Genomic DNA, 25,704 nt, shown 5'->3' with positions numbered 1-25,704 from the left:
TAATCCCCAAGGGATACTGAACAGGCATCTCCCAGCCCGCAAAATCAACCAACTTCCCACCCAACTCAACATGCAAACCATGCAAAGGCGTGCGCCTAATATCCGTCATTTCAGGTACCTTTCGATCAGCGGGACTGGTCACGAACTACCATGACGGTGCAATGCGCATTGCGCACCACGCGTGCCAGGTTCGGACCAATTTCATAATTCGGGAAATCGCCCTTGGTCGACGCCATGACGATCATGTCGAAGCCCTCTTTGTGAGCGAGCTTCAGAATTTCGCGGTAGACGCTGCCCTCTTGGACATGGACAGCAACGCCCGCGGCGTCACCATTGTCCAAGATGGCCTGAACCGCGTTGCGCACATGCTCTTTGGCACCGGCGCCATAATTGGCGGGCAGGTTCGGCAGCTGGATGATCTCGGGGATGACGGCGACCGCGTGCAGTTCGGCACCGTAGAATTTCGCCTGTTCCAATGCGACCGGCAATGCCTGTTTCCAGGAACGGTCGTCAGAGTGATCAATCGGCAGCAGGATTTTCGTGGCCATCACGCCTCTCCTCGAGATAGGAATTCTGTTTCAAGTCGGGGGGCCGGAATGGCCCCCCGTAGGTTTTCAGTGCCCGGATTATTCGGCAGGCGTGCCGCCCGGCTCTTCGGACCTACCACCGGAGGCAAAGAACTCTTTCGTCAATTTGAAGACGATTGGGCTCAGCAATGCCAAGGCGATCAGGTTCGGGATAGCCATCATGGCGTTCAGCGTATCTGCAAGCAGCCAGATAAAGCCCAGATCCGCGGTTGCGCCGAAGTAGATCATGATAATCCACAAGACGCGGTACGGCACCAAAGATTTCACACCCAACAGGAACTCGACGCATTTTTCGCCATAGAACGACCAACCGAGGATGGTGGTAAAGGCAAAGATCGACAGCGCGATGGCGATCAGATAGCCACCAATGCCCGGCAGCGACATTTCGAAGGCGGCCGAAGTCAACGCGGCACCGGATTCACCCGTGGTCCACGCACCTGAGGCGATGATTGCCAAACCGGTGATCGAGCAGACGATGATAGTGTCGATGAACGTTCCCAGCATCGCGATCAGGCCCTGGTTTACCGGACCTTTGGTTTCTGCTGCTGCGTGCGCGATCGGGGCGGAACCCAGACCGGCTTCGTTCGAGAAGACACCGCGCGCCACACCAAAGCGGATGGCGGCCCAAACGGCGGCGCCCGCAAAACCACCTTCGGCGGCCGAGGGTGTGAAGGCGTAGGTGAAGACCAGCGACAGCGCATTGCCGATTTCACCGATGTTGATCAGCAGCACGATGAGACCGGCAGCGATATAGGCAATCGCCATTAACGGAACCAGCTTACCGGCAACAGCGCCGATACGAGTGATACCGCCTAGGATTACGGCTGCGGTCAGGACCATCAGCACCACACCGGTGACCGAAGTATTCAGGCCGAAGTTGGCTTCGAGAACCTGTGCCACACCGTTGGCTTGCACACCGTTGCCGATGCCAAAAGCTGCGACCGCACCGAACAAGGCAAATGCAACGCCCAGCCAGGCCCATTTCGCACCCAGACCGTTCTTGATGTAGTACATCGGACCACCGACAAAGTTGCCCAGCTCGTCCTTCTCACGGTATTTCACCGCCAGAACAGCCTCGGCATATTTGGTGGCCATGCCCACCAGGGCGGTCATCCACATCCAGAACAAAGCGCCCGGACCGCCCAGGAAGACAGCAGTAGCAACACCGGCGATGTTACCCGTACCGATTGTCGCCGACAGCGACGTCATCAGAGCGTTAAACGGGCTGATCTGCCCATCGCCCTGACTTTCTCGACCGGCGAACAGCAGCTTAAAGCCCGTGCCGATACGCAGGATCGGCATGAATTTCAGCCCCACCTGCAGGAAGAAGCCAACGCCAAGAATGAGGACCAGCATCAGCGGCCCCCACACGACGCCATTGATGGCCCCTACGATTGAATTTAACGCTTCCATGGTATTCCTCCCTAGCGCGTTTGGATTATGCCCCGGCAGCAATCGCCCTTTGGCGAGCTTGCTTGAGGGCGGCAAAGTCTTCGTCCGCGTGGAACGACGAACGAGTCAGCGGCGTGGCTGACACGTGCAGAAAGCCCTTTGAGCGTGCGATCTGCTCAAGCTGGGCGAATTCTTCCGGTGTCCAGAACCGGTCAATCGGGTGATGTTTTGCGGTCGGCTGCAGATATTGCCCCACTGTCAGAAAATCGACATTCGCGGCGCGCAGGTCATCCATCACCTGCCGTACATCGCTCAGGCTTTCACCCAGCCCGACCATCAGGCCGGATTTGGTAAAGATCTCGGGGTTGGCGCGCTTGGCATCGTCCAACAGACGCAGCGAAGTGTAATACCGCGCGCCCGGACGCACCGTGGGATACAGATGCGGAACCGTTTCGAGATTGTGATTGAATACGTCGGGGGCGGCCGCAAATACCAGATCGGCCGCGTCCCCTTTGCCCAGAAAGTCGGGGGTCAGAACTTCTACCGTTGTGCCGGGATTCTGGTGGCGCACAGCACGGATGGTTTGGGCAATATGTTCAGCGCCGCCATCAGCCAGATCATCCCGGTCAACCGAGGTGATCACGACATGACGCAGGCCCAGCTTTTTCACCGCAACGGCCACACGGCCGGGTTCGAACTGGTCCAGAGCGTCGGGGCGGCCAGTGGCAACGTTGCAGAAGGAACAGCCGCGGGTACAGACCTCGCCCATGATCATCATGGTGGCGTGGCGCTTGGACCAGCATTCGCCGATATTTGGGCAAGCAGCCTCTTCGCAAACGGTAGCCAGATTATGGTCACGCATCAGGCGGCGGGTTTCGTAAAATTCTGCGCTTTCAACCCGTTTCTTCCGAATCCATTTCGGTTTACGCGGAATGACACTGTCAGCCTTTTTGGCTTTTTCCGGGTGGCGAGGGCGAAGCTGGATGGTCATCTGGCTGATCCTCGTTAAGCGTGAATCGCACGGCCCAGGGCGTCAAGGCAGGCCTCTTTGACCGCCTCGCCCATTGCAGGGTGCGCATGACAGGTTGCGGCAACTTCGGAAACGGTAGCGCATTTGGTCATTGCCAGAACCAGCTCGGCAATCAGGTCGCCGCCATGCGCGCCGCAGATATGCGCGCCCAGGATTTGACCGTCATCGCCAGCCAGAACCTTGACCGCACCATCCGTTTCACCGATCGAACGCGCCCGAGAATTGGCCATGAAGGCGAACTTGCCCACGGAATATTCTGTCCCCGCTTCTTTAAGCGCTTCTTCGGTCAATCCGACCGAGGCAACTTCGGGGTCGGTATAAACCACGCCCGGAACGGTATTGTAATCCACATGCCCGGCCTGACCGGCCAGGATTTCGACACAGGCGACGCCGTCTTCTTCGGCCTTATGCGCCAGCATTGGTCCGGGCACACAGTCACCGATTGCATAGATGCCGGGGACCGAGGTTTGGAATGTGCCATCAACCTCGATGAAGCCGCGCGCGCTCAGGGCAACGCCAAGCGCGTCCAACCCTAGTCCGCGCGTCACAGGGCGACGGCCTACGGCGATCAGGACCTTGTCGGCCTCGATCACTTCTTCCTTGTCCTTGCCAACCCGGTCCACGATCAGGGACAGGCCCGCGTCGGTTTTCCCGACCGATTTCAGCGCCCTGCCCAGTTGGAATTTCAGCCCGCGCTTTGACAGGGCGCGCTGTGCCAGCTTGGCGATCTCTCCATCAATGCCGGGCAGAACACGGTCGAGATATTCAACCACCGTGACTTTGGCACCCAGACGCGCCCAGACCTGACCCAGTTCCAATCCGATGACACCGGCACCGATCACCACCAGATGATCCGGCACGGTGTCCAGCGCAATCGCCCCGGTCGAGCTGAGGATATCTTGCTCGTCAATCTCGATCCCCGGCAGCGAGGTCGGCTCGGACCCGGTGGCGATCAGGATGTTCTTTGCCTCATGGATCGTGTCGCCGACCTGAACCTGTCCTGCAGCCGGAATACTGGCCCAACCTTCGATCAGGTCGATACCGTTCTTTTTGAACAGGAATCCGATCCCTTTGGTCAGGTCACCAACGATCTTGTCCTTGCGCCCCATCATCGCGCCGATGTCGATGCTGGCCCCCTCGACCTCAATGCCATGGGAGGAGAGATGGCTGATCTCGGCATATTTGGCCGAGGAGGTCAGCAACGCTTTGGAGGGTATGCACCCCACATTCAGACAGGTTCCGCCAAGAGCACCCCGCCCCTCGACGCAAGCGACATTCATGCCCAGCTGAGCGGCACGAATGGCCGCTACATATCCGCCGGGGCCACCGCCAATAACGATCAGGTCATAGGTGCTCATGATTTAACCTCAGTAGATCGGATGGCTCGCGCACAGGGCGCGGACTTTTTCACGAGTTTCTTTTTCGACGGTCGCATCCCCCTCAGACGACTGAGCCAAAGCGTCCAGCACGTTGCCAATCAGATGACCGATCGTCGTAAACTCTTCGGGGCCAAATCCACGGCTGCATCCGGCAGCGGTGCCCAGACGAATACCACTGGTAATCGTTGGCTTTTGCGGATCGCCGGGAACACTGTTTTTGTTGCAAGTAAAACCTGCACGCTCAAGCGCGGCCTCGGCATCTTTGCCAGTCACGCCGATGGGGCGCAGATCGACCAACATCAGATGGTTCTCAGTTCCGCCGGAAACGATGTCACAGCCTCGCGCCATCATCACATTCGCCAAAGCCGCCGCGCTGTCGACTACGCGCTGCATGTAGGTTTTGAACTCAGGCTTCAAAGCTTCACCAAAGGCTACAGCCTTGCCCGCGATCACATGCATCAGCGGGCCACCCTGCAGACCCGGAAACACTGCCGAGTTGATCTTCTTGGCCAGTGTTTCATCATTGGTCAGGATGATCCCGCCGCGTGGTCCACGTAGGGTCTTATGAGTGGTCGACGTCACCACATGAGCGTGCCCAACAGGCGACGGATGCAGCCCAGTCGCCACCAGCCCCGCGATATGCGCCATATCTGCCAGCAGCCAGGCCCCAACCTTGTCAGCGATTGCCCGAAAGCGCGCAAAGTCGATTTTCTGCGAATAGGCCGATGCGCCCGCGATGATCAGCTTGGGCTTCTCAGCTTCTGCCAATGCCTCGACCTGATCATAATCAATCAGCCCGGCATCGTTCAGACCGTATTGCACCGGACGGAACCATTTGCCCGATTGTGCGGGTTTCGCGCCGTGGGTCAGGTGCCCGCCAGCATCCAGCGACATTCCCAATATCGTGTCACCGGGGCTAAGCAGCGCCAGCTTGACCGCTCCATTCGCCTGAGCGCCGGAATGAGGTTGTACGTTTGCGTATTCGCACCCAAACAGTTTCTTCAACCGCTCGATAGCTTCGGATTCGACCTCGTCGACATATTCGCAGCCACCGTAATACCGGCGACCGGGATACCCTTCGGCGTATTTGTTGGTCAGCACAGACCCCTGCGCATCAATCACCGCCTGCGAGACGATGTTTTCAGATGCGATCAGTTCGATCTGATCCGCCTGACGGGCACCCTCACGGGAAATCGACGCAGAGATTACCGGATCGGCCTCAGCCAGCGACGTTTTAAACATGGTCTCCTCCCAAGGTTCCGAATCCAATTCGCGAAACTTTGTTTCCTATAGTGGAATTTTCATCCTTAAGGCAACATTTTTCTTACAATGGTGAATTTGATTTTGATTGGAAATTATGCAAGCATCGATAAAACAGGGGGATTTCACGTGGCAGAAGAGAACTTAACGGATGTTTCCGGAATGGACGAACAGGACGAGGGTATGGCTCTGGGCCGCTCGATCCGCGACGCGCGCCGTGCAAAAGGCTGGACTTTGGAAGAAGCCGGTCGTGCTGCCGGGATCGGTCGATCAACCCTGTCAAAAATCGAAAACAACCAGACAAAGCCCAGCTTTGATATTGTTCGGCGGCTCACACAGGCGCTTGACCTCAGCACACCGCAGCTGTTTCTACAGTCCGGTCAATCGGGTATATCAGGCCGTCGCGATTATACGCCCAAGGGCGACGGTGAGATCAAGGACACCTCCACATATATCCATGAATTGCTGTGTTCAGAGCTGACCAGCAAACGAATGCTGCCCTATATCGCGACAATCAAGGCGCGCGACATTTCCGAATTTGAAAACTGGATTCGCCATTCTGGAGAAGAGTTCATGTTTGTCCTCAGCGGAGAGCTGACTTTTGTGTCGGAACACTACCGACCGCTGCCGATGAAAGCCGGGGACTCGCTCTATTATGACAGTGGAATGGGGCACGGCTGTATTTCAACCAGTACCGAAGATGCCCGTGTGCTTTGGGTATCGCTGGAATAGCCCACTAATAGAGTGACGTCACCCAACTTGCGAAAACCTGTACCTCGATGCGGTCTTCAGCGCCTTTGCGCTTAACCAGATAGTGCGAAGGTTGAATGGGCAGGCGGTAATCAAAAGGTGCCACCAGCAAACCCTGCTTAATGTACTCATGGGCAAAGCTTTCTAATACCATGGCCGCGCCCTGCCCCGCCGTGACGGCCTGCAAGGCCAAAAATGACGAATCCATTCGAAGCGTTCTGGAGGGCGCGCCCAAATTGAGCGTGTATTGATCAGACAATCTCATCCAGTCATTCTCGGACCCTTTGATTGCGACGACCCGGCCCTGGGCCAGATTTTGAATGCTCAGATCTGCGCCAAAAGATGCCGCATAATCGGGATGGCAGACCGGCACCGCACATTCATGGCCCAGATGCGAGACGATCCCGTCATCCCAGTCACCATAGCCGAACCGGATATCAATATCGCTTTCTTCCTCTCCAAACCGGTTCGCCCAGACGAAGGTGGAGAGGTCCACTTTGATGTCGGGGTGCAGGTTTTCAAACTCAACCAGTCTTGGTGCGATTACCAGCCCCGCACATGAGATGGAGGCCCGTATTTTGACCACCCGCCTGCGGGAATTGGTGAAAAGGCCGCTGGTTGCGTCTCTTAACTCGGAAAACGTCTTTTGAACCGGCATCGCATAGGCCCGCCCGATTTCGGTCAGGGCAACCCCGCGCGGCAAGCGTTCGAACAGGGATACGTTTAGGTGCTTCTCTAACAACCGTATCTGCTGACTGACGGCGGCTGATGTCAGCCCCAGCTCTTCTGCTGCCGCAGAGAAACTGTTGTGACGCGCGGCAACTTCAAAAGCCCTCAACCAGGTGACATGGGGCAGTTTCGCCATTTCTTACCTTCAATGAAAATTATGCCTAATGGGTAATATACATTGTTTGAATTGACAATCTTTGCGTGCAAATCATGGGGCCTATTACCCAAAACGGTTCGAGATGACGCAGACCTTCGACTATATCATCGTGGGCGCCGGATCTGCCGGCTGCGTGCTGGCAAGCAAGCTGAGCGCGTGTGGCAGCCATAAAGTGTTGCTGATAGAAGCCGGTGGAACCGATCGCCGTTTCTGGATCAATGTACCGCTGGGATACGGCAAAACCTTCAACGATCCCAAGGTGAACTGGTGTTACTCTGCCCAGGCTGATCCCGGGTTGAACAACCGTCAGGCCTATTGGCCGCGCGGGCGGGTTATTGGCGGATCAAGCTCGATCAACGCCATGGCATATTTGCGAGGCCTCTCGCATGATTTTGATGACTGGGCCAAGGCAGGCGCAGAGGGTTGGAACTGGGAAACGGTTCGCCAGACATATGAGGCGATCGAGACCCATGTCGAAAGAGGCCAAACACCTTCGTCAACGGACGGACCCCTTGTGGTCAGTGATGTCAGTGAGGGCATGCACCCGTTTTCGCGCCACTTTCTGGAGGCCTCACGGCAGATGGGCTGGCATGTTTCGGACAATCTGAACGGTCAGGACGCCGAAGGGATGATGAACCTGCGCAGCACCGTCAAAAACGGCCGCCGCTGGTCATCAGCAGCCGCGTTCCTGCACCCCGCCCTGAAACGTGGTAATCTACGGGTGGTATCCAATGCTCTGGTGCAGAACGTAATTCTGGATCAAGGCAAAGCCACCGGTGTTCGCTATCGTGTCGGGGGTCAAATGGCCGAGGCCATGGCGACCCGTGAAGTTATCCTATCTGCCGGAGCCGTAAACTCGCCACAGCTCTTGCAGCTTTCAGGGATCGGGCCTGCGAACCTGTTGAAAAGGCACGGCATCAAAGTGCGCCATAACCTGTCGCAGGTTGGACAGGGATTGCAGGATCATCTTGGCATATCCCATTTCTTTCATGCGACCGAGCCGACATTGAATAATACGCTTGGCAATCGGTTGGGACAGATGTTGTCCGGTATTCGTTATCTGTTGACCCGCAGCGGGCCACTCAGCGTCCCCGTCAACCAGGTCAGCGGCTTTGTGCGTTCGGACGAAACCGCCGAATTTGCTGATATGCAAATCTATTGCAATCCGATGTCCTATAAGACCGAAACCAAAGGACAACCGGGCGTTGATACCGAAGCAGGCTTTCTTCTGTGCGCCCAGCCCTGCAGGCCGACAAGCAGAGGGGAGATCAACATCCGTTCGGCAGATCCCATGGATGCACCCGCCATCCAACCGAATTCTCTCTCCACAAACCATGACTGCGACATGGCTATCAAAGCGGGTCGGGTGTTACAGAAGCTGGCGCAGACTGAGGCGATCCGCAGTGTTACGCGGACCCGGATAGAACCAGATGTTACGCGGATGAATGACGACCAGATGTTAGAGAATTTCCGCGCCAACGCCGGAACTATATTTCATCCAAGCTGTACATGTCGCATGGGGACATCGGAACAGGATTCAGTTCTGGATTCTCGACTGCGGGTGCATGGGGTGGCAGGCCTTAGGGTGGTCGACGCGTCCTCGTTTCCAAGCATCACCTCAGGCAACACCAATGCGCCTGTGATGATGCTGGCCGCGCGCGGCGCGGACCTCATTCTGGAAGATGCCACAAAGCGCATGAACGCTTGAAGCAGAGGGAAAGAAGACCGTCTTACAGAATATTTGGTCTGGAAAGGGGCCTCATTCCCTGATCAGGAAAAGTGCAACGCATAGACGTTGTTCAAATACTTCTGATCGTCGATCTGAAAGTGGGTCTCTCCAATGAACTCAAAACCCTTGGCCAGATAGAACTTGATGGCCGAGGTGTTCTCAGCATTGGTCATCAGCCAGACCACATCTGCCCCCTGATCCCGGCAATGTTCCAGCGCGGCTGCCAAAAGACGCCTTCCGATACCTTTTCCGTGATGGCGCGGCTGGACGTAGAATGTCGATATCTCCATGCCCCACCACCCGGAAACAGGGGCGATGCGTGCAGGGGAAACACGGATGAACCCGTCAATCCCCTGATTATTGTCGGACACCAGAATGAATTCATCCGGGTTTTGAATCTGTTCTAATACTTTGCTTGTTGTGAATTCCGACAAGGCGAAATCTGCAAAAATCCCACTGACACCATGTTTGAGGTAGGTTCCGATCCATACTTCAATCGAGATGGCAGCGATACTGGACGCATCTGACTTTTCTGCAGTTCGCAATGCCAAGGCGCTTAGGTATTAAACAAGAAGTGCATCACATCGCCATCCTTGACGACATAGCCCTTGCCTTCGGCGCGCATCTTGCCTGCCTCTTTGGCGCCTTGCTCTCCGTTTGCCGAAACATAGTCGTCATAGGCGATCGTTTCAGCACGGATGAAACCCTTTTCGAAATCGCCATGGATGACGCCAGCAGCCTGCGGCGCGGCGGTGCCGGTGCGGATGGTCCAGGCACGGGCTTCTTTCGGGCCGACGGTGAAATAGGTTTCCAGCTTCAGCAGGTCGTAGCCTGCGCGGATCAGACGGTCGAGACCTGGCTCTTCCAGCCCCATTTCCTCGAGGAACATCTGCGCTTCGTCCTCTTCCAGCAGGCTAATCTCTTCTTCGATCTTGGCACTGATAATGACGTGCGAGTTGCCTTGCGCTGCGGCCATTTCAGCCACACGGGCTGAATATTCATTGCCCTCGGCGGCCTCTTCTTCCGAGACGTTGCAGACATAGAGAACCGGTTTGGTGGTCAGCAGTTGCAGCATCTTCCAGGCCTTGTCGTCTTCGTCGCTAACTTCGACCAGACGCGCGGGTTTGCCGTCTTCCAGCATGGCCTGCGCTTTGGCAAGCAAACGTTCCTGTTGCTGTGCCTCTTTGTCGTTGCCCTTCAGCTTGCGCACCAGATTGGCACGGCGCTTTTCGATGCTTTCCAGATCGGCCAGCATCAGTTCGGTCTCAATCGTATCGGCATCCGCCACGGGATCGACGCGGCCATCGACATGGGTCACATCACCATCTTCGAAGCAGCGCAACACATGAGCGATGGCGTCAGTCTCACGGATGTTGGCCAGAAACTGGTTGCCCAACCCCTCGCCCTTTGACGCGCCCTTTACCAGGCCCGCGATATCCACAAACGTCATTCGCGTCGGGATGATCTGCTTTGAACTTGCAATCGCCGCCAGCTTGTCCAGCCGGTCATCGGGCACCGCCACATCACCCACATTGGGTTCAATGGTGCAGAACGGGAAATTCGCCGCCTGAGCAGCCGCTGTCTTGGTCAGCGCATTGAAGAGAGTCGACTTGCCCACATTCGGCAAACCCACGATTCCCATTTTAAAGCCCATCTCGGCCTCCTGAAGCGATACGACGGCGTCTTCTATTCACGTCCGGGCAAATGCGCAACCCGGACGGCGGCAACAGGTCGAGTCCCAGTTGCAACATCACTTATCTGTTAATCAAACGTGTACTTCGAATACTTGATTCTGCCACTGCCACGTCACCAACTGACAGGGAGTTGAGAAAACCAAGAAGTACCGAGATGAAAACACTTTTCTTAATGAGCACTTTGCTGGCCACCACGACCATGGCACACGGGCAGTCCATCGTATTGGGAGCAGGATATGCGGATTTCACCCACACCAGCAGCAATGATCAGGCGGTCGTGTCACTGGAATACCAGCACAGCCCGTTTCACGAAGCCACGCGCCTCAGTGCTGGCTGGGGTGTGGCTCTGACGGTGGATGCAGATGCCGACACGCATATTGGCGCCGGTTTGGTCGGTCTCTATACGATCTCTGATCGGTGGTTCGCAGAGGCCAGCGTGATGCCTGGCTACTACAACGCCTCAAATGATGACAATGATCTCGGCGGAAATTTCCAGATCCGCAGCCTTTTCGGAATTGGATATGCCCTGGAAAACGGAAACAAGCTCTCGCTGGCCATCACCCATAATTCGAACGCGAGCACGGACAGTTTCAATCCCGGCGTCAACTCAGTGTTCATGCGTTATCACTACGGGTTCTGAAGCAATCTGGCCCAGCGGGATTGATTTCCGGGCAAAGTTTCTGCACATCAGGTTCAAATCCGTATGCAAGGACCGCAGATGACCCGTATCGACGCCAAGTTCGCCGCCCTCAAGGCCGAGGGCAAAAAGGCCTTCGTATCCTACATCATGGCCGGTGACCCCGATTTCGACACCTCGCTTGAGATCGTCAGGGGCTTGCCCGGTGCCGGTGTCGACGTGATCGAACTTGGGCTGCCGTTCACTGACCCGATGGCGGATGGTCCGACCATCCAGGCAGCAGGACAACGCGCCCTAGAGGGCGGGATGACCTTGCAACGCACACTGGATCTTGCACGTGCTTTTCGGGAAACGGATGATACAACGCCTATTGTGCTAATGGGGTATTACAATCCCATCTACAGCCGCGGTGTGGAAAGGTTTCTGGCGGACGCTACTGAGGCTGGCATCGACGGCCTGATCGTCGTTGACCTGCCCCCCGAAGAAGATGACGAACTTTGCCTGCCTGCACAGGCGGCTGGATTGAACTTTATCCGCCTCGCCACGCCGACAACGGATGACAAACGGCTTCCGCGCGTTCTTCAGAACACTTCGGGATTTGTGTATTACGTCTCGATCACGGGGATCACAGGCGCAGCCGAAGCCCAGGCCACGAATGTAGGCCCCGAGGTCTCTCGGATCAAATCCGCCACGGATTTGCCAGTGATCGTGGGCTTTGGAATCAATACCCCGGAAAAATCGCGGGCAATCGCAACTGTTGCCGATGGCGCTGTGGTCGGCTCGGCCATTGTCAGCCAGATCGCCGCCGGGAAGTCGGTTGGTGAAGTTCTGGATTTTGTCAAATCGCTGGCAGATGGGGCACATTCGGCCTGATCCAACGACCGGTTTCGCAATCTTGACCGCAGTCGGCGCAACCCGGCTGCGGTTTTTCTATTGCACCTAACGTTGCGCACAGAAACGTGGCGTTGCGAGGCTTTCGAAAAATTGGTAAAGAAAAAGGACCAATCTTTCGAAAGCCGCATCTCATGCCCGTCATCACCAATATCCAAGACCTCAAACACATCTATGAACGACGCGTCCCGCGCATGTTCTTTGACTATGCCGAAAGCGGCAGCTGGACCGAGCAGACCTTTCGCGATAACAGCTCGGATTTCGAAGATATCCGCCTGCGCCAGCGAGTAGCGGTTGATATGACCGGGCGCACGACGGCGTCGCAGATGATCGGACAGGATGTTACCATGCCTGTTGCCCTTGCCCCCGTTGGTCTGACCGGCATGCAGCACGCGGATGGTGAGATCAAAGCCGCCAAAGCAGCCGAGGCTTTTGGCGTCCCCTTTACCCTGTCCACGATGTCAATCAATTCTATCGAGGAGGTGGCCGAGAACACCACTGCGCCCTTCTGGTTCCAACTCTACACCATGAAGGATCAGGACTATGTCTCTCGGCTGATCCAACGCGCCAAGGATGCAAAATGTTCGGCCCTAGTGATCACCCTGGACTTGCAAATACTCGGGCAGCGCCACAAGGACCTAAAGAATGGTCTGTCCGCGCCGCCGAAGCTGACGCCTAGGACCATCGCCAATCTGATGACAAAATGGACCTGGGGCATCGAAATGTTAGGCGCCAAACGGCGGAACTTCGGCAATATTGTTGGCCATGTTGATAATATCACTGATACAAGATCGCTGGGCACATGGACGGCGGAACAATTCGACCCCAGCCTGGATTGGGGCAAAGTTGAAAAGCTGATGGACCAATGGGGCGGCAAGGTGATCCTCAAGGGTATCCTGGATTCCGAGGATGCCAAGATGGCCGCCAAGCTGGGCGCCGATGCCATCGTGGTTTCAAACCACGGCGGACGCCAGTTGGACGGGGCGCTCAGTTCCATTCGTGTCCTGCCCGAGATTATGGACGCTGTCGGGAACGACATCGAAGTGCATCTGGACAGTGGCATCCGATCTGGTCAGGACGTTCTGAAAGCACTGGCACTTGGCGCGAAGGGCACCTTTATCGGGCGCGCCTTTGTTTACGGTCTTGGCGCAATGGGCCAGAAAGGCGTGACCACGGCACTTGAGATCATTCAGAAAGAACTTGATACGACCATGGCACTTTGCGGTGAACGCAATGTGAGCGATCTGGGCCGGCACAATTTGCTTGTCCCGAAAGACTTCGGAGGGAGCTGGACAGATTGATCGCGCGCATGGGGGCTCTGTCCTTGTCGCCGATTGGCCGCCTCCCCCGAGATATTTAGAGCCAGTTGAAGAAAGGATTCCCTGCTTCATCTGGCCGAAAATACCTCGGAGCGCGGGACAGAGCCTCGCAAAATAGACGAGCTGCAAAAACCCCTTTCCAAACTCAATGAATCAAGCTAAGGACGCGGCTTCACGCGGGTATACAGCCTTGGAGGATACCCGCCCTAACATTGGAGAAATATCATGGCTGGAGAGATTCCTGATCTCGTAGCTCTGGAACGGACGGGGACAGGCAAGGGCGCCGCTCGTCAGGCACGCCGCGACGGCATGGTTCCGGGCATTGTTTTTGGTGGCGACAAAGAGCCGCTGCCGATCCAGATCCCGTTCAACGAACTGTTCAAGCGCCTGAAAGCGGGCCGGTTCAAGTCGACATTGTGGAACCTGAAGGTTGAAGGCCAGGAAGACGTTCGCGTCATCTGCCGCGACGTTCAGCGTGACGTTGTCAAAGACCTGCCGACCCACCTGGACCTGATGCGCCTGCGTCGGACCACCAAGATCGCACTGTTTATTCCGGTTGATTTCATCAACGAGGAAGAGGCCCCCGGCATCAAGAAAGGCGGCGTTCTGACCGTTGTCCGTCCTGAGGTCGAGCTGATGTGTACCGCTGGTGAGATTCCTGAGAAGATCACCGTTGATCTTACCGGTCTGAACATCAACGACGTTGTCACCATTTCGTCGGTCGATCTGCCTGCTGGCACCAAGCCGACCATCGACCGTGACTTTGTGATCGCCAACATCTCGGCCCCAACCGGCCTGGCCACAAGCGATGACGAAGAGGGCGAAGAGGGTGATGTTGCACCCGATGAAGTCGAAGTCGTCGGAAGCGAAGAAGAATAAGGCCGGACCCAAAGTTTCGGTTTTGTGACGGGGCCCCATTGGGGTCCCGTTTTCTTTTGCCCGTTGGGCTGGAAAATCGGCCCCGATCCGTGCCATCAACCAGTTGCGATATCGCGCTTGAGACAAGGACATGACGATGAAGCTGTTTGTCGGCCTGGGAAATCCCGGATCAAAATATGCTCGAAACCGGCACAATATTGGCTTTATGGCCGTTGACCGGATCGCCGAGGATTGCGGCTTTGGTCCTTGGAAATCCAAATTTCAGGCCGAAATCGCCGAAGGGCGGCTTGGTCAAGAAAAGGTTTTGCTTATCAAGCCTCAGACCTTCATGAACCGGTCCGGTCAATCGGTGGGCGAGGCCATGCGGTTTTACAAGTTGGATTCGACCGACGTCACTGTCCTACATGATGAATTGGATCTGGCGCCGGGTAAGGTCCGCGTCAAGGCAGGCGGAGGCCATGCCGGTCACAACGGGCTTCGGTCGATCCACGAACATATCAGCCCAGCCTATGATCGGGTGCGCCTTGGGATCGGTCATCCCGGGCGGAAAGAATTGGTTTCGCCATATGTCTTGGGCGATTTCGCAAAGGCTGACAGCGACTGGTTGGAAGATGTCCTGCGCGGCGTTGCAGATGGCGCAAGGCACCTGGCCAATGGCGATGGCGGTAAGTTCATGAACGCCGTTGCCCTGCGAACGGCACCGCCGCGTTCGTCCAAGTCACCGTCCGAGCACCCAAAACCAGCGGCCCAGACCATTACCGAACCCGCCGGGGACAGCAGGTCTGCCATGCAGAAGCTGATGGACAAGTTCAAATAGCGCCCTTTGCCGTTGCCCCTACGTCCGGATTGCGGAATTTTCCCGGGCAGGCTCCAATACCGGCAATCATGGGAGGCGACAAATGAGAGCTTTGTTTAAATGGGTGCTGCGTATCGCGCTGATGCTTGTGCTGGCAGCCGCCGTTGTCGGGTTCTGGAAACGCGAGGAAATTCAACGCTTGATGGCGGTGAACTCATTGTTTTCCCCCGAAAAGATCGTTCACAATTTCTCGCATATGGATGCAGCTTTCAAAACCGTCAACTTGCCGCGCGGGGATGGGGCCACATGGGAATTGCCTTACGGGCCCGGGTTTGACCTGCCAGCAGGCACGGATCAATGGATCGAAGACCGGTCGGTCACATCCTTGCTTGTGATGCAGGGCGGGCAGATCCGGTTTGAGGAATACTATCTGGGCACCACACCAGACGATCGACGCATTTCGTGGTCGGTTGCCAAAAGCTATCTTTCTGCATTGTTCGGCATATTGCTGGACGAAGGCGCAATCGCCTCATTGGACGATCCTGTCGTGCAATACGTACCCAAACTGCAAGGCACGGCCTATGATGGTACGACGATCCGCAACGTGCTGAACATGGCCAGCGGTGTGACCTTCAACGAGGATTATCTGGATTACAATTCTGACATCAACCGGATGGGTCGAGTGGTCGCCTTAGGCCGAGAACTGGACGATTTTGCCGCCTCGCTGCAGGACAGTTTCGCAACACCCGGAGAAATCTGGAAATACGTGTCAATCGACACCCATGTTATCGGTATGGTGGTCCGAGGAGCAACCGGTCGCAGCGTGGCCGAACTGCTTACAGAGCGCATTGTACAGCCACTTGGGCTGGAGCGGGATGGCTATTACGTGACCGACGGGGCCGGAGTTGCCTTTGTTCTGGGGGGCTTGAATTTCACCACCCGCGATTATGCGCGTTTCGGTCAGATGATCCTGCAAAACGGGGTTCATGATGGGCAGCAACTGGTACCGGCTGAATGGATCGCCGCTTCGGTCCTGCCCAGTGCCCCGACCGCATCGGGCAAGATCGGCTATGGATATCAGTGGTGGATTCCCGTGGGCGCGCATGAGGGCGAGTTCATGGCCCGCGGCGTCTATGGTCAGTATATCTATTTCGACCAGCCGCGCGGGGTGCTGATCGTGTCCACCGGGGCCGATCGCAAGTTTCGAGACCCTGGCGTGAATGAGATTAACATAGAAATGTTCCGCAAGATTGCGCAAAGCCTGTAAGATGCTCTTATGCAGAAACAGGAAAGCATAAATGTTCTGGGGGGCGTGCTCGCCCCTTGCTCCCGCGATCCGCTGACTGGGTTCTTTCGCGATGGCGCCTGCAATACCTGCCCCGAGGATCAGGGCAGCCACACGGTTTGCGCGGTAATGACGGTCGAGTTTCTGGCCTATTCGAAATATGTCGGCAATGACCTCAGCACGCCGCGCCCCGAGTTTAATTTTCCAGGGCTGCGTGCCGGTGACAGCTGGTGTTTATGTGCGGGTCGCTTCCTGCAAGCCCATGACGAAGGATGCGCGCCCAAGGTTCATCTTGAGGCGACACATCAACGGGCGCTGGACATCGTGCCTCTGCGCATTCTCAACCAACACGCGGTTCAGGACTAGGCAGACCGGCCCGGGATCACCCGGACCAGCCCTTATTCGGGATCAATCCCGCAATTTCACAAGGTCAGACATCAGACCCTCGGTTCCGTTATGAACCGTCAGCCGCTCGACCTTGCCGGCGATGGTTTCCAGCGCTTCCAGCTCTTTCAGTCGCAGCATCACCGGGTTTTCCGCCATAACTTTCGCGGTGTTCAGCAAAGACCGCGTGGCGTTGGTTTCTTCCCTCCGCCGGATGACGTTGGCCTCGGCCTGTTTCTCGGCAGCGACTACGGCGGTCAGGATTTCGCGCATCTCGCCGGGCAGGATGACGTCTTTCAACGCGATCTCACCCACTTCGATGCCGATCCCGGCCATTTGTGTCCGCACCCGATCTGCAGCCTCGGTGTCAACGCCCACCTTCTCGGCAAGTAGCCGGTCAAGCGTCATCGACCCAAGGGTCTTCCGGAACGCCAGTTGCAGGGCCCGGTGCAGGGCCTGATCAAAATCCTTCACCGCCCCCATCGCCTTGACCGGATCGACGACCCGGTAATCGGCGCTGAGGTTGACCCGGATGGTCACCCGGTCCTTGGTCAGTATCTCTTGACCCGTTACCTCATGGGTTCGTTGCCGCAGGTCGATCTGCTTGACCTCGACGTTCCGGCCCACCTTCCAGAAGGCATGGGCGCCGGGGTTCAGCCGATCCACCAGCACGCCATCCACGGTCAGCAAACCGACATGCCCTTCGGCAATCTCGACCCGCGTCAAGTGGATCTGCAGCCCCACCCGAACCAGCCGCTGCGCGACCGCTTTGAGCACAACCATGGACTCGGTTAGCGCGTGTTGCTCAACGGCCCAGGGGCCGGCATCCTTCCAAACTAGCGCCCGTACTTCGGGAATCAGCACTCGAGCGGGCACGCCATCCCGAAGCAGAACCAGAACCTCGTCGGGCCCTGCCCGAAACTCGGTCAGGTGCGCCTCGGCCAGTTCGGGCCGGTTCTGCATCAGCGCCCGCTCATAGGGCGACACGAAAAAGAGAGCCTCCAGATCGTGCAGCTCGGTCAGCACATCCCTGCGTGGCAGCCGGTGTTTCCCGGGGCCGAGGATGGTGTTAATTACCCCCTTGCGCAAAACCAGCATCCGCTGGGTCTCGGTCAGGGTCAGCCGTTGATGACCGGTCAGCCGGTCGATCAGATCTTGGAATAGTGTCATTTCATTTCTCCTTTTCGTCTCGCTCTATCGTCGTCGCAAAAGCGAACTCCTTTTCATGTTTTCAGTGGGTTGCACCCCGATTGAGTGACAGGTGTGAAGCCTTCGGATAAAGGCTGTGAAAGACCGGGCATCCCCCGCGCCGTGCCCTTTTGCGAGAGGGTCAGAGAGAGGGGCGCGGGACCAATGCGCCGCCTGTTCCCAAGGGATCAAGCGGGGCGCCAATCCGGCGACACCGTCATCTGCCCTCCGGCCCAAGACCAGAGCAGCGAAGACCCCTGCCCCGCCCGGCCAAAGCCTGACGTAGCGCGGTGCCACCCCTGCTGGGGAACACCCGGACCTTAATGATTTGGACCGTTTTCACGGACCGGCGTTGAAGGCCGGTGCTGACCTAACAGCGTTTGTTCAAATGGCGGGACTCGAACCCGCTACACATCGATTAACAGTCGATTGCTCTAACCAAAATGAGCTACATTTGGAGCTTTGGAAGGTGTCGAACCTTCGCTCACAGACTTGCCATCTGCCGCTCTTCCACCTGAGCTACAAAGCATGTACCAATCCCCGGTTTCGGCCCTGGCATACGGTTTCGGCAGCGCCGTCCGCACCGAGAGAGTGATCACCTCTGCTCGCTAGGGTCCGGCCCGTTTTGACCGGTAACGGCGGGTTTAGGCGAAGGGGCAGGATTCGCTCAATGATATTCTGAGAGGTGGAAATGCACCTGTGGCGGGTGCGCAACAAAATTACCCAGCTGCGCAACATTCGAAAAGCCGCAGGCTGGAAACCAAAGCTGCACACCGTTCAAAGGCACACAGCTTTTGTCAGAAATTTCAAATTTTACCGCCTGGTCAATCGGCGCTGCGGCCTTCGGTATCCGACATGTCGAAGTTCAGATATTTCGCCACAGTCTGAACATCCTTGTCACCACGTCCACACATATTCATGCAGATCAGGTGATCCTTGGGCAGATCCGGCGCGATCTTCATCACATGAGCCAGCGCATGGCTAGGTTCAAGCGCCGGGATGATGCCTTCGGTTGCACAGCAAAGCTGGAACGCCTCAAGCGCCTCTTTGTCGGTGATCGACACATATTGCGCGCGGCCGATATCATTCAGCCATGAATGTTCAGGGCCAATGCCCGGGTAATCCAGACCAGCCGAGATCGAGTATCCTTCGAGGATTTGCCCGTCATCATCCTGCAGCAGATAGGTGCGGTTGCCATGCAGAACACCCGGGCGGCCGCCGGTCAGCGAGGCGCAATGTTCCATCTTGTCGTTCACGCCCTTACCACCGGCTTCGACACCGATGATGTTGACGGATTTATCATCCAGGAACGGGTAGAACAGACCCATTGCGTTCGATCCACCACCGATGGCGGCGATGAGCGTGTCGGGTAAACGGCCCTCAGCCTTGTGCATCTGTTCCTTGGCTTCCTTGCCGATGATCGACTGAAAGTCGCGCACCATCGCCGGATACGGGTGCGGGCCAGCAACTGTACCGATGCAATAAAACGTATCGCGCACGTTGGTCACCCAGTCACGTAACGCATCGTTCATCGCGTCTTTCAATGTGCCACGACCTGACGTCACAGGGATCACTTCGGCCCCCAGCAGGCGCATGCGGAACACGTTCGGGGCCTGTCGCTGCACATCATGCGCGCCCATATAGACCACGCATTTCAAACCGAACTTGGCGCAAACGGTGGCTGTGGCCACGCCATGCTGTCCGGCGCCGGTCTCGGCAATGATCCGGGTCTTGCCCATGCGCCGCGCCAGAATGATCTGGCCCAATACGTTATTGATCTTGTGCGCGCCGGTGTGGTTCAGCTCATCGCGCTTCAGATAGATTTTGGCGCCACCCAGATGCTCGGTCAGGCGCTCGGCATAATATAGTGGCGAGGGGCGTCCCACATAGTTGGCCCACAGATCATCCATCTCGGCCCAAAATGAGGCATCGTCCTTGGCCTTTTCATATTCCTCTTCCAGCGCCAGGATCAGCGGCATCAGCGTTTCGCTGACAAAACGCCCGCCGAAAATGCCGAAACGGCCCTGCTCGTCTGGGCCGGACATGAAGGAATTGAAAAGATCGTTGGCCATGGGTGTCTCCATCGTCGTACCCGTTGTTCATAGGAGGTAGCGGCGGGATTTGCCATGGCAAAACGCACATGGGAATCCTTAGATGTGATACCTTAACCGGCCCGAATTGCAGCGTCTACAAACGCACGAACCATCGCGGCATCCTTGATGCCCGGTGCACTTTCCACGCCCGAGGCGACATCGACCTGACGCGCGCCCGTCATACGGATGGCCTCGGCCACATTGCCGGGGTTCAACCCACCGGCCAGCATCCAGGGCTTGCGCCAGTATTTGCGCCCAGCCAGCAAACGCCAGTCAAACGCCAGCCCGTTTCCACCCGGCAGAACCGAGCTCTTTGGCGCCTTGGCATCTATCAGCAACTGATCGGCAACATCGCAATAAGTATCAATGGCGGCCAGGTCTTCGGCATCTGCAACACCAACCACCTTGATAACAGGCAACCCATAGCGCGCCTTGATTTCCTGCACCCGCTCGACAGATTCTGAGCCATGCAGCTGCAACATGTCAAAAGGGGCGACTGCGGTGATACTGTCCAACAACTCATCCGTGGCGTTCACAACCAAGGCGACCTTTGCAACCCCAACGGGGACATGCTCGAACAAAGCTGCTGCCTGTTGAGGCGAAACATATCGAGGCGATTTCGGAAAGAAGTTGAAACCAAGATACCGTGCACCCGCATCAGCTGCTGCGCGCACGTGATCTGGTGCAGTCAGGCCGCAGATTTTAACCGATACATCCGACATTCCGGGCCTCAGCTGGCCTCATCCAACAGGGCGAGAACTTCGTCCTGTCCTTCGTTCTGCGCTTTCTTGAGCTTCTTGATCTCACGCTCAAGCTTGCGCACTTCACCTTTGCTGGCGGTAGCATCGCGGCGGTGCTTGTGTTCGCGCAGCCATTCCCAAAGAAAGCCAATGACCAGGCCAGCGACGATGCCACCCAGAACCACCACGAACAGCGGCAAGGAAGCGCTGAAGTTGAAGCCAAGCAAATCGGCAATAGCCGAAGGAATAAGTGTCAGCTCAACCGCTTCGCGGTTGGCCAGAGAGACTGAAATCAAGACGATCCCGAGGACCGCGAGAAAAGCATATCGAAGGTAGCGCATCATGGCCTAGGCTTTACCGTTCAACCGGTCCCTTAGCAACTTGCCAGTTTTGAAAAACGGAACACATTTTTCTTCGACCTGCACAGTTTCGCCGGTGCGTGGGTTACGACCCACACGGGCATCGCGCTGTTTCACTGAAAACGCACCAAAGCCTCTCAGTTCAACCCGATCCCCTCGCGCCATCGCATCCGTTACTTCTTCGAACACGGTATTCACGATTCGCTCGACGTCACGCTGATAAAGATGCGGGTTCTCGTCGGCGATTTTCTGAATCAGTTCTGAACGGATCATGTGCGTTACCCTCCCAGGCGACCGGTTAACCATGCCTATTATTCTGAACAGTATAGGAAAAAACTGGGTTCGGGGGAACGTAAACTCTGCGGGCAAAGGCTGAAAATTACAGTTAAGTAACGCGAATTTTTGCCAGTTCATGTAATTTGCCCGACAAATGCATGAACCTAAGCCCCAATTAGCCTGAAAATGCGAACATGTTGATTCGCAACAAAAACGGCCCCGCGCTTTCACGCGGGGCCGCAAATTCGGCTTGGCAGAGGCTCGGACTTAGTCGCCCGACTTCAGCGCTGCACCCAAGATATCGCCCAGCGATGCGCCCGAGTCGGAAGAACCGTACTGTTCCACGGCCTCTTTCTCTTCGGCGATCTCACGTGCCTTGATCGACAGACCCAGACGACGGGTCTTGCTGTCGACATTGGTGACGCGGACGTCGACCTTGTTACCGACCGAGAAACGCTCGGGGCGCTGTTCGGCACGGTCACGCGACAGGTCGGACCGACGGATGAACGACTTCATACCTTCGTACTCGACCTCGATGCCGCCATCTTCGATCGCGGTGACCTCAACGGTGATGATCGAGCCACGCTTCACGCCGCCCACGGCTTCGGCGAACTTGTCACCGCCCAGGGCTTTGATCGACAGCGAGATACGCTCTTTCTCGACATCCACTTCAGACACTACGGCCTGTACCACGTCGTTCTTGTGGTAGTTCTGGATGGCATCCTCGCCACGCTCGTCCCAGGACAGATCGCTGAGATGAACCATGCCGTCGATGTCGCCTTCGAGGCCAATGAACAGACCGAATTCGGTGATGTTCTTGACTTCGCCTTCGACTTCGGTGCCCTCGGGGTGTGTTTCTGCAAACACTTCCCACGGGTTGCGCTGAGTCTGCTTCAGGCCCAGAGACACGCGACGCTTGGCGCCATCGATTTCCAGAACCATGACGTCGACTTCCTGACTGGTCGAAACGATCTTGCCGGGGTGGACGTTTTTCTTGGTCCAGGACATCTCGGACACGTGCACCAGACCTTCGACACCGGCTTCCAGCTCGACGAACGCGCCGTAGTCGGTGATGTTGGTGACGCGACCCTGATGAACCGAGCTCAGCGGATACTTGGCTGCAACCAGATCCCACGGATCTTCCTGCAGCTGCTTCATGCCCAGGCTGATACGGTGGGTCTCTTTGTTGATCTTGATGACCTGAACGTTGATGGTCTCGCCGATCGTCAGGATCTCGGACGGGTGGTTCACACGACGCCATGCCATGTCGGTGACGTGCAGAAGGCCGTCAACGCCGCCCAGGTCAACAAACGCACCGTACTCGGTGATGTTCTTGACGACGCCTTCGACGGTCTGACCTTCGGTCAGGTTGCCGATTACCTCGGCGCGCTGTTCGGCACGCGATTCTTCCAGGATTGCGCGGCGCGAAACAACGATGTTGCCACGGCGACGGTCCATTTTCAGAATCTGGAACGGCTGCTTCAGACCCATCAGAGGGCCAGCGTCGCGTACGGGGCGCACGTCAACCTGCGAGCCGGGCAGGAACGCAACTGCACCACCCAGATCGACGGTGAAGCCACCTTTGACACGACCAAAGATTGCACCTTCGACGCGCTGGTCGTCGGCATATGCTTTTTCCAGACGATCCCATGCCTCTTCACGGCGGGCCATCTCACGTGAGATGACAGCTTCGCCACGGGCGTTTTCTGCGGCGCGCAGGTAAACTTCAACCTCGTCACCAACAGTGATTTCAGGGGCTTCGCCAGGATTTGCGAATTCTTTCAGATCAACGCGGCCTTCCATTTTGTAGCCGACGTCGATGATGGCTTGGCCGGCTTCGATCGCCAGAACCTTACCTTTGACAACAGAACCCTCTTCGGGCGTGTCCATTTCGAAGCTTTCATTAAGGAGGGCTTCGAATTCCTCCATGGTTGTATCAGCCATCTGGCAGTGTTTTCCTTTACATAACGTTTTTGCTGGCCGAGCGGTTGTCTCCGCCGGTCTTCGTGGATTGGTCAGACGACCTGACATATACCGCAAAACAAAGAGGGCCGGTTGGTCCGACCCTGCTCGTCTCATTGTTTTATGGCTCAAATCGCCTTGTCGACGCGCGCTCTATAACGGGTTCGCACAGGCGCTGCAAGTTTTACCGTGCGTATCACAAAATAACACGCAAACCCCAGCCTTGCATGGCTGAGGTCGGGTCGATTTGTATTCTTCTTCAGCTCCGAAAGGACAGAGCGCCTAAAACAGTTGCAGATCTTTTGAGCCGCTTTGGATTTCGGCAAAATTCGGCATGTTCTGGACCGCCAAAGGTACCGGGGCCGCGCCCGGCATCGCGACTGTTGGCTTCGCTGCTGCGGCCTTTCCAAAGGCCGGGCGCTCTAGCTCGCCCCGGATATCGCGCAGCAGGGTTTTGTGATCAGGCATTGATCTGAGTATCTGCGCAAGATCCACTTTCGCGCCTTTCCACCACTGGAACCAGATCGGTTTCTTCAACGGCCGCAAGCGATCGCGGATGCCGGCACCATAGCCCGTATCATAGACCTGCTTACCCAAAAGAACCGTTTGATAGACGCGGAAATCGAAAAGCGTTGCAAACTCGATATCTCGTTCCAAAGGCAGGCGGTGCTGCCACAGCTCAAGGTTCTCGGCCAGCCGATCCGGTATCTTCATTTCGGTCCGCGCGTCGATCCAATATTGATCATCCGTGCGGTTGCCCAAGCGGTAGTGCAGACAAATGAAATCCAGAACCTCGTCATAGAGCTTGTCCATTTGCTTGTTATATCTCGCCCGCAGCGACGGTTCGATGTCCCGCGTGGGCAGATGCTCGGCGAACCAGCGCACCGCATGATCAATCATGTGGATCGCTGTACTTTCCAGCGGTTCGATGAACCCTCCGGCCAGTCCGATCGCCACGCAATTCTTGACCCAGGCATTGCGCACTCGTCCGATACGCATCGGGATCACACGCGGCGTCGCACCTTTGCCGCTATCGCCCAGCCATTCGAGGTATTCATCCGCCGCCTGTTCATCCGTGCGATGCGCGGATGAGTAGACATAGCCCGTGCCCACACGGTTAAAGAGCGGCACCCGCCAGGTCCACCCCGCACCAAGTGCGGTGGACCGTGTGACGCTTTCAATTTTTTCTGGATCCGGGTGCTCGATCTGCAACGCCATGGCGCGGTCGTTGGGCAGATAGTCAGAATAATCCATGAATGGCTCGCCCAGCGCCTTGTTGATAATCAAGCCGCGAAACCCGGTGCAATCCACGACCATCTCAATGTCATGGCGGCCTTTCTTTTCTAGCATCAGATGACTGACATTGCCCTGCTCATCCAGCTCGACCGATTTCACCTCGTCCTGGATGTGCTCAACGCCGCGCTTGGTGCAAACCCTGGTCAACATGCCTGCAAACTTCACAGCATCCAGATGATAGGCATAGCCGAACCGCTGCTCAAACTCTGGCTGACCCAGTGGCCGCCCACCTTTGCACAGGCGCGCCAGATCATCATGGGGCGAGATGGACTGCGTGAAATCCCTATCGCCATTGCCAAAGCGCAGGAAGTATTCTGCGGGCTCTAACCCCTCTAACAACTGGCCATGCGCAAAAGGGTTCACGTAATCAATGCGATTGCCCTTGGCGTCCTTGTTCCAATTACAAAACTTCACGCCCAGCTTGAACGAGGCGTTGGTCTCACGGAAGAAATCCCGCTCTGAAATGCCGGCCTGGCGCAGCGTGACCGGCATCCGTGGAACCGTGGCCTCGCCGACGCCCACAGTCGAGATATTGGGGCTTTCGATCAGGCAGATACGCGGGCGATCCTTGGGTGCTGACGTGCGTGAAAACACCATTTCCAGGATCAGCGCGGTCATCCAACCTGCCGTGCCGCCACCCACAATGGTGATCTTGCGCAAACGATTATTCATATTTTCTGTCCCTGTTGGTTTTGGGGTTTTTTAGCCGCCTGCCCTTTTTGATTTTGGGGCTTGTAAAGCAGCTTTCCCTTTTTGCCTGAGAGAAACTATAACAGCTTTCCTGCATCCAGCTAGGCACTATGACGGCCGAACCTGCATACATGTCGGGTCATCAGACCCGGCAACACAGGCCGCTCGCCACTGCGCGAATTTCTTTAGGATGGTGGATGCT

24 protein-coding genes and 1 tRNA gene are annotated in these 25,704 nt (G+C 56.7%); 9 read left to right on the top strand and 16 right to left on the bottom strand.

Features of this window, described 5'->3' with window-relative positions; genetic code table 11:
* Positions 1–125 precede the first annotated feature (125 nt).
* The 5 genes from FN806_RS17430 to glyA form a co-directional block, all read right to left on the bottom strand.
* Complete coding sequence (locus FN806_RS17430; protein WP_142639489.1) at positions 126–548, bottom strand: universal stress protein; 423 nt, start codon at positions 546–548, stop codon at positions 126–128.
* 78 nt (positions 549–626) lie between these two features.
* Complete coding sequence (locus FN806_RS17425; RefSeq protein WP_142639487.1) at positions 627–2,000, bottom strand: alanine/glycine:cation symporter family protein; 1,374 nt, start codon at positions 1,998–2,000, stop codon at positions 627–629.
* 25 nt (positions 2,001–2,025) lie between these two features.
* Positions 2,026–2,970 carry a lipoyl synthase gene (lipA, locus tag FN806_RS17420; protein ID WP_142639485.1) on the bottom strand — a complete coding sequence of 315 codons (945 nt, stop codon included), beginning with the start codon at positions 2,968–2,970 and terminating at the stop codon, positions 2,026–2,028.
* 14 nt (positions 2,971–2,984) lie between these two features.
* On the bottom strand, positions 2,985–4,367 hold the full coding sequence (gene lpdA / locus FN806_RS17415) for a dihydrolipoyl dehydrogenase (protein ID WP_142639483.1): 1,383 nt from the start codon (positions 4,365–4,367) through the stop codon (positions 2,985–2,987).
* A gap of 9 nt (positions 4,368–4,376) precedes the next feature.
* Complete coding sequence (glyA, locus tag FN806_RS17410) at positions 4,377–5,630, bottom strand: serine hydroxymethyltransferase (protein ID WP_142639481.1); 1,254 nt, start codon at positions 5,628–5,630, stop codon at positions 4,377–4,379.
* 180 nt (positions 5,631–5,810) lie between these two features.
* Here glyA and FN806_RS17405 point away from each other — a divergent pair, with 180 nt between their 5' ends.
* The gene (locus FN806_RS17405; protein WP_185956736.1) at positions 5,811–6,380 is read left to right on the top strand and encodes a helix-turn-helix domain-containing protein; all 570 of its coding nucleotides are present in this window, start codon (positions 5,811–5,813) and stop codon (positions 6,378–6,380) included.
* Positions 6,381–6,384: 4 nt separating this feature from the next.
* On the opposite strand, the gene FN806_RS17400 is transcribed toward FN806_RS17405, so the two are convergent.
* Positions 6,385–7,263 (bottom strand): LysR substrate-binding domain-containing protein, encoded by an 879-nt coding sequence (locus tag FN806_RS17400; protein WP_142639477.1) that lies wholly within the window; start codon positions 7,261–7,263, stop codon positions 6,385–6,387.
* Positions 7,264–7,366: 103 nt separating this feature from the next.
* On the opposite strand from FN806_RS17400, the gene FN806_RS17395 reads away from it, so the two are divergent.
* Positions 7,367–8,992, top strand: a complete 1,626-nt coding sequence (locus FN806_RS17395; protein WP_142639505.1) for a GMC family oxidoreductase — start codon at positions 7,367–7,369, stop codon at positions 8,990–8,992.
* A 62-nt stretch (positions 8,993–9,054) separates the two neighbouring features.
* On the opposite strand, the gene FN806_RS17390 is transcribed toward FN806_RS17395, so the two are convergent.
* Together FN806_RS17390 and ychF are read right to left on the bottom strand one after the other, a co-directional pair.
* Entirely contained in the window at positions 9,055–9,558 is a 504-nt protein-coding gene (locus FN806_RS17390) for a GNAT family N-acetyltransferase (protein WP_334223320.1), read from the bottom strand.
* Between the two features lie 11 nt (positions 9,559–9,569).
* Complete coding sequence (gene ychF, locus FN806_RS17385) at positions 9,570–10,667, bottom strand: redox-regulated ATPase YchF (RefSeq protein ID WP_142639473.1); 1,098 nt, start codon at positions 10,665–10,667, stop codon at positions 9,570–9,572.
* Between the two features lie 194 nt (positions 10,668–10,861).
* Here ychF and FN806_RS17380 point away from each other — a divergent pair, with 194 nt between their 5' ends.
* From FN806_RS17380 to FN806_RS17350, 7 genes are all read left to right on the top strand, one after another.
* A complete protein-coding gene (locus tag FN806_RS17380; RefSeq protein ID WP_142639471.1) occupies positions 10,862–11,347 on the top strand; it encodes an acyloxyacyl hydrolase in 486 nt (161 codons plus the stop codon).
* A 78-nt stretch (positions 11,348–11,425) separates the two neighbouring features.
* Positions 11,426–12,217: a tryptophan synthase subunit alpha gene (trpA, locus tag FN806_RS17375; protein WP_142639469.1), complete on the top strand. Its 792-nt coding sequence runs from the start codon at positions 11,426–11,428 to the stop codon at positions 12,215–12,217.
* A gap of 152 nt (positions 12,218–12,369) precedes the next feature.
* Complete coding sequence (locus FN806_RS17370) at positions 12,370–13,536, top strand: alpha-hydroxy acid oxidase (RefSeq protein WP_142639467.1); 1,167 nt, start codon at positions 12,370–12,372, stop codon at positions 13,534–13,536.
* A 243-nt stretch (positions 13,537–13,779) separates the two neighbouring features.
* Positions 13,780–14,433 (top strand): 50S ribosomal protein L25/general stress protein Ctc, encoded by a 654-nt coding sequence (locus FN806_RS17365; RefSeq protein ID WP_142639464.1) that lies wholly within the window; start codon positions 13,780–13,782, stop codon positions 14,431–14,433.
* Positions 14,434–14,569: 136 nt separating this feature from the next.
* Entirely contained in the window at positions 14,570–15,250 is a 681-nt protein-coding gene (pth, locus tag FN806_RS17360; protein ID WP_142639462.1) for an aminoacyl-tRNA hydrolase, read from the top strand.
* An 82-nt stretch (positions 15,251–15,332) separates the two neighbouring features.
* The gene (locus FN806_RS17355; protein WP_142639460.1) at positions 15,333–16,496 is read left to right on the top strand and encodes a serine hydrolase domain-containing protein; all 1,164 of its coding nucleotides are present in this window, start codon (positions 15,333–15,335) and stop codon (positions 16,494–16,496) included.
* Positions 16,497–16,505: 9 nt separating this feature from the next.
* Positions 16,506–16,880 carry a DUF2237 family protein gene (locus tag FN806_RS17350; protein WP_142639459.1) on the top strand — a complete coding sequence of 125 codons (375 nt, stop codon included), beginning with the start codon at positions 16,506–16,508 and terminating at the stop codon, positions 16,878–16,880.
* 42 nt (positions 16,881–16,922) lie between these two features.
* Here the strand turns inward: FN806_RS17350 and FN806_RS17345 are convergent, their stop codons facing one another.
* From FN806_RS17345 to FN806_RS17305, 8 genes are all read right to left on the bottom strand, one after another.
* Positions 16,923–18,068: a slipin family protein gene (locus tag FN806_RS17345; protein ID WP_142639457.1), complete on the bottom strand. Its 1,146-nt coding sequence runs from the start codon at positions 18,066–18,068 to the stop codon at positions 16,923–16,925.
* Between the two features lie 401 nt (positions 18,069–18,469).
* Positions 18,470–18,544, bottom strand: a tRNA-Asn gene (locus FN806_RS17340).
* Between the two features lie 366 nt (positions 18,545–18,910).
* Positions 18,911–20,158, bottom strand: a complete 1,248-nt coding sequence (trpB, locus tag FN806_RS17330; RefSeq protein WP_142639455.1) for a tryptophan synthase subunit beta — start codon at positions 20,156–20,158, stop codon at positions 18,911–18,913.
* Between the two features lie 92 nt (positions 20,159–20,250).
* A complete protein-coding gene (locus FN806_RS17325; RefSeq protein ID WP_142639453.1) occupies positions 20,251–20,901 on the bottom strand; it encodes a phosphoribosylanthranilate isomerase in 651 nt (216 codons plus the stop codon).
* A gap of 8 nt (positions 20,902–20,909) precedes the next feature.
* Positions 20,910–21,260, bottom strand: a complete 351-nt coding sequence (locus FN806_RS17320; RefSeq protein WP_185956735.1) for a lipopolysaccharide assembly protein LapA domain-containing protein — start codon at positions 21,258–21,260, stop codon at positions 20,910–20,912.
* A 6-nt stretch (positions 21,261–21,266) separates the two neighbouring features.
* Positions 21,267–21,551 (bottom strand): integration host factor subunit beta, encoded by a 285-nt coding sequence (gene ihfB, locus FN806_RS17315; RefSeq protein WP_037310872.1) that lies wholly within the window; start codon positions 21,549–21,551, stop codon positions 21,267–21,269.
* 270 nt (positions 21,552–21,821) lie between these two features.
* A complete protein-coding gene (gene rpsA / locus FN806_RS17310) occupies positions 21,822–23,498 on the bottom strand; it encodes a 30S ribosomal protein S1 (RefSeq protein WP_142639449.1) in 1,677 nt (558 codons plus the stop codon).
* A 300-nt stretch (positions 23,499–23,798) separates the two neighbouring features.
* The gene (locus FN806_RS17305; protein ID WP_142639447.1) at positions 23,799–25,484 is read right to left on the bottom strand and encodes a tryptophan halogenase family protein; all 1,686 of its coding nucleotides are present in this window, start codon (positions 25,482–25,484) and stop codon (positions 23,799–23,801) included.
* Positions 25,485–25,704 lie beyond the last annotated feature (220 nt).

The organism is Ruegeria faecimaris, assembly GCF_900182615.1.
Taxonomy (GTDB): Bacteria; Pseudomonadota; Alphaproteobacteria; order Rhodobacterales; family Rhodobacteraceae; genus Ruegeria; species Ruegeria faecimaris.
This window is presented reverse-complemented; position numbering and strand designations above follow the sequence as displayed.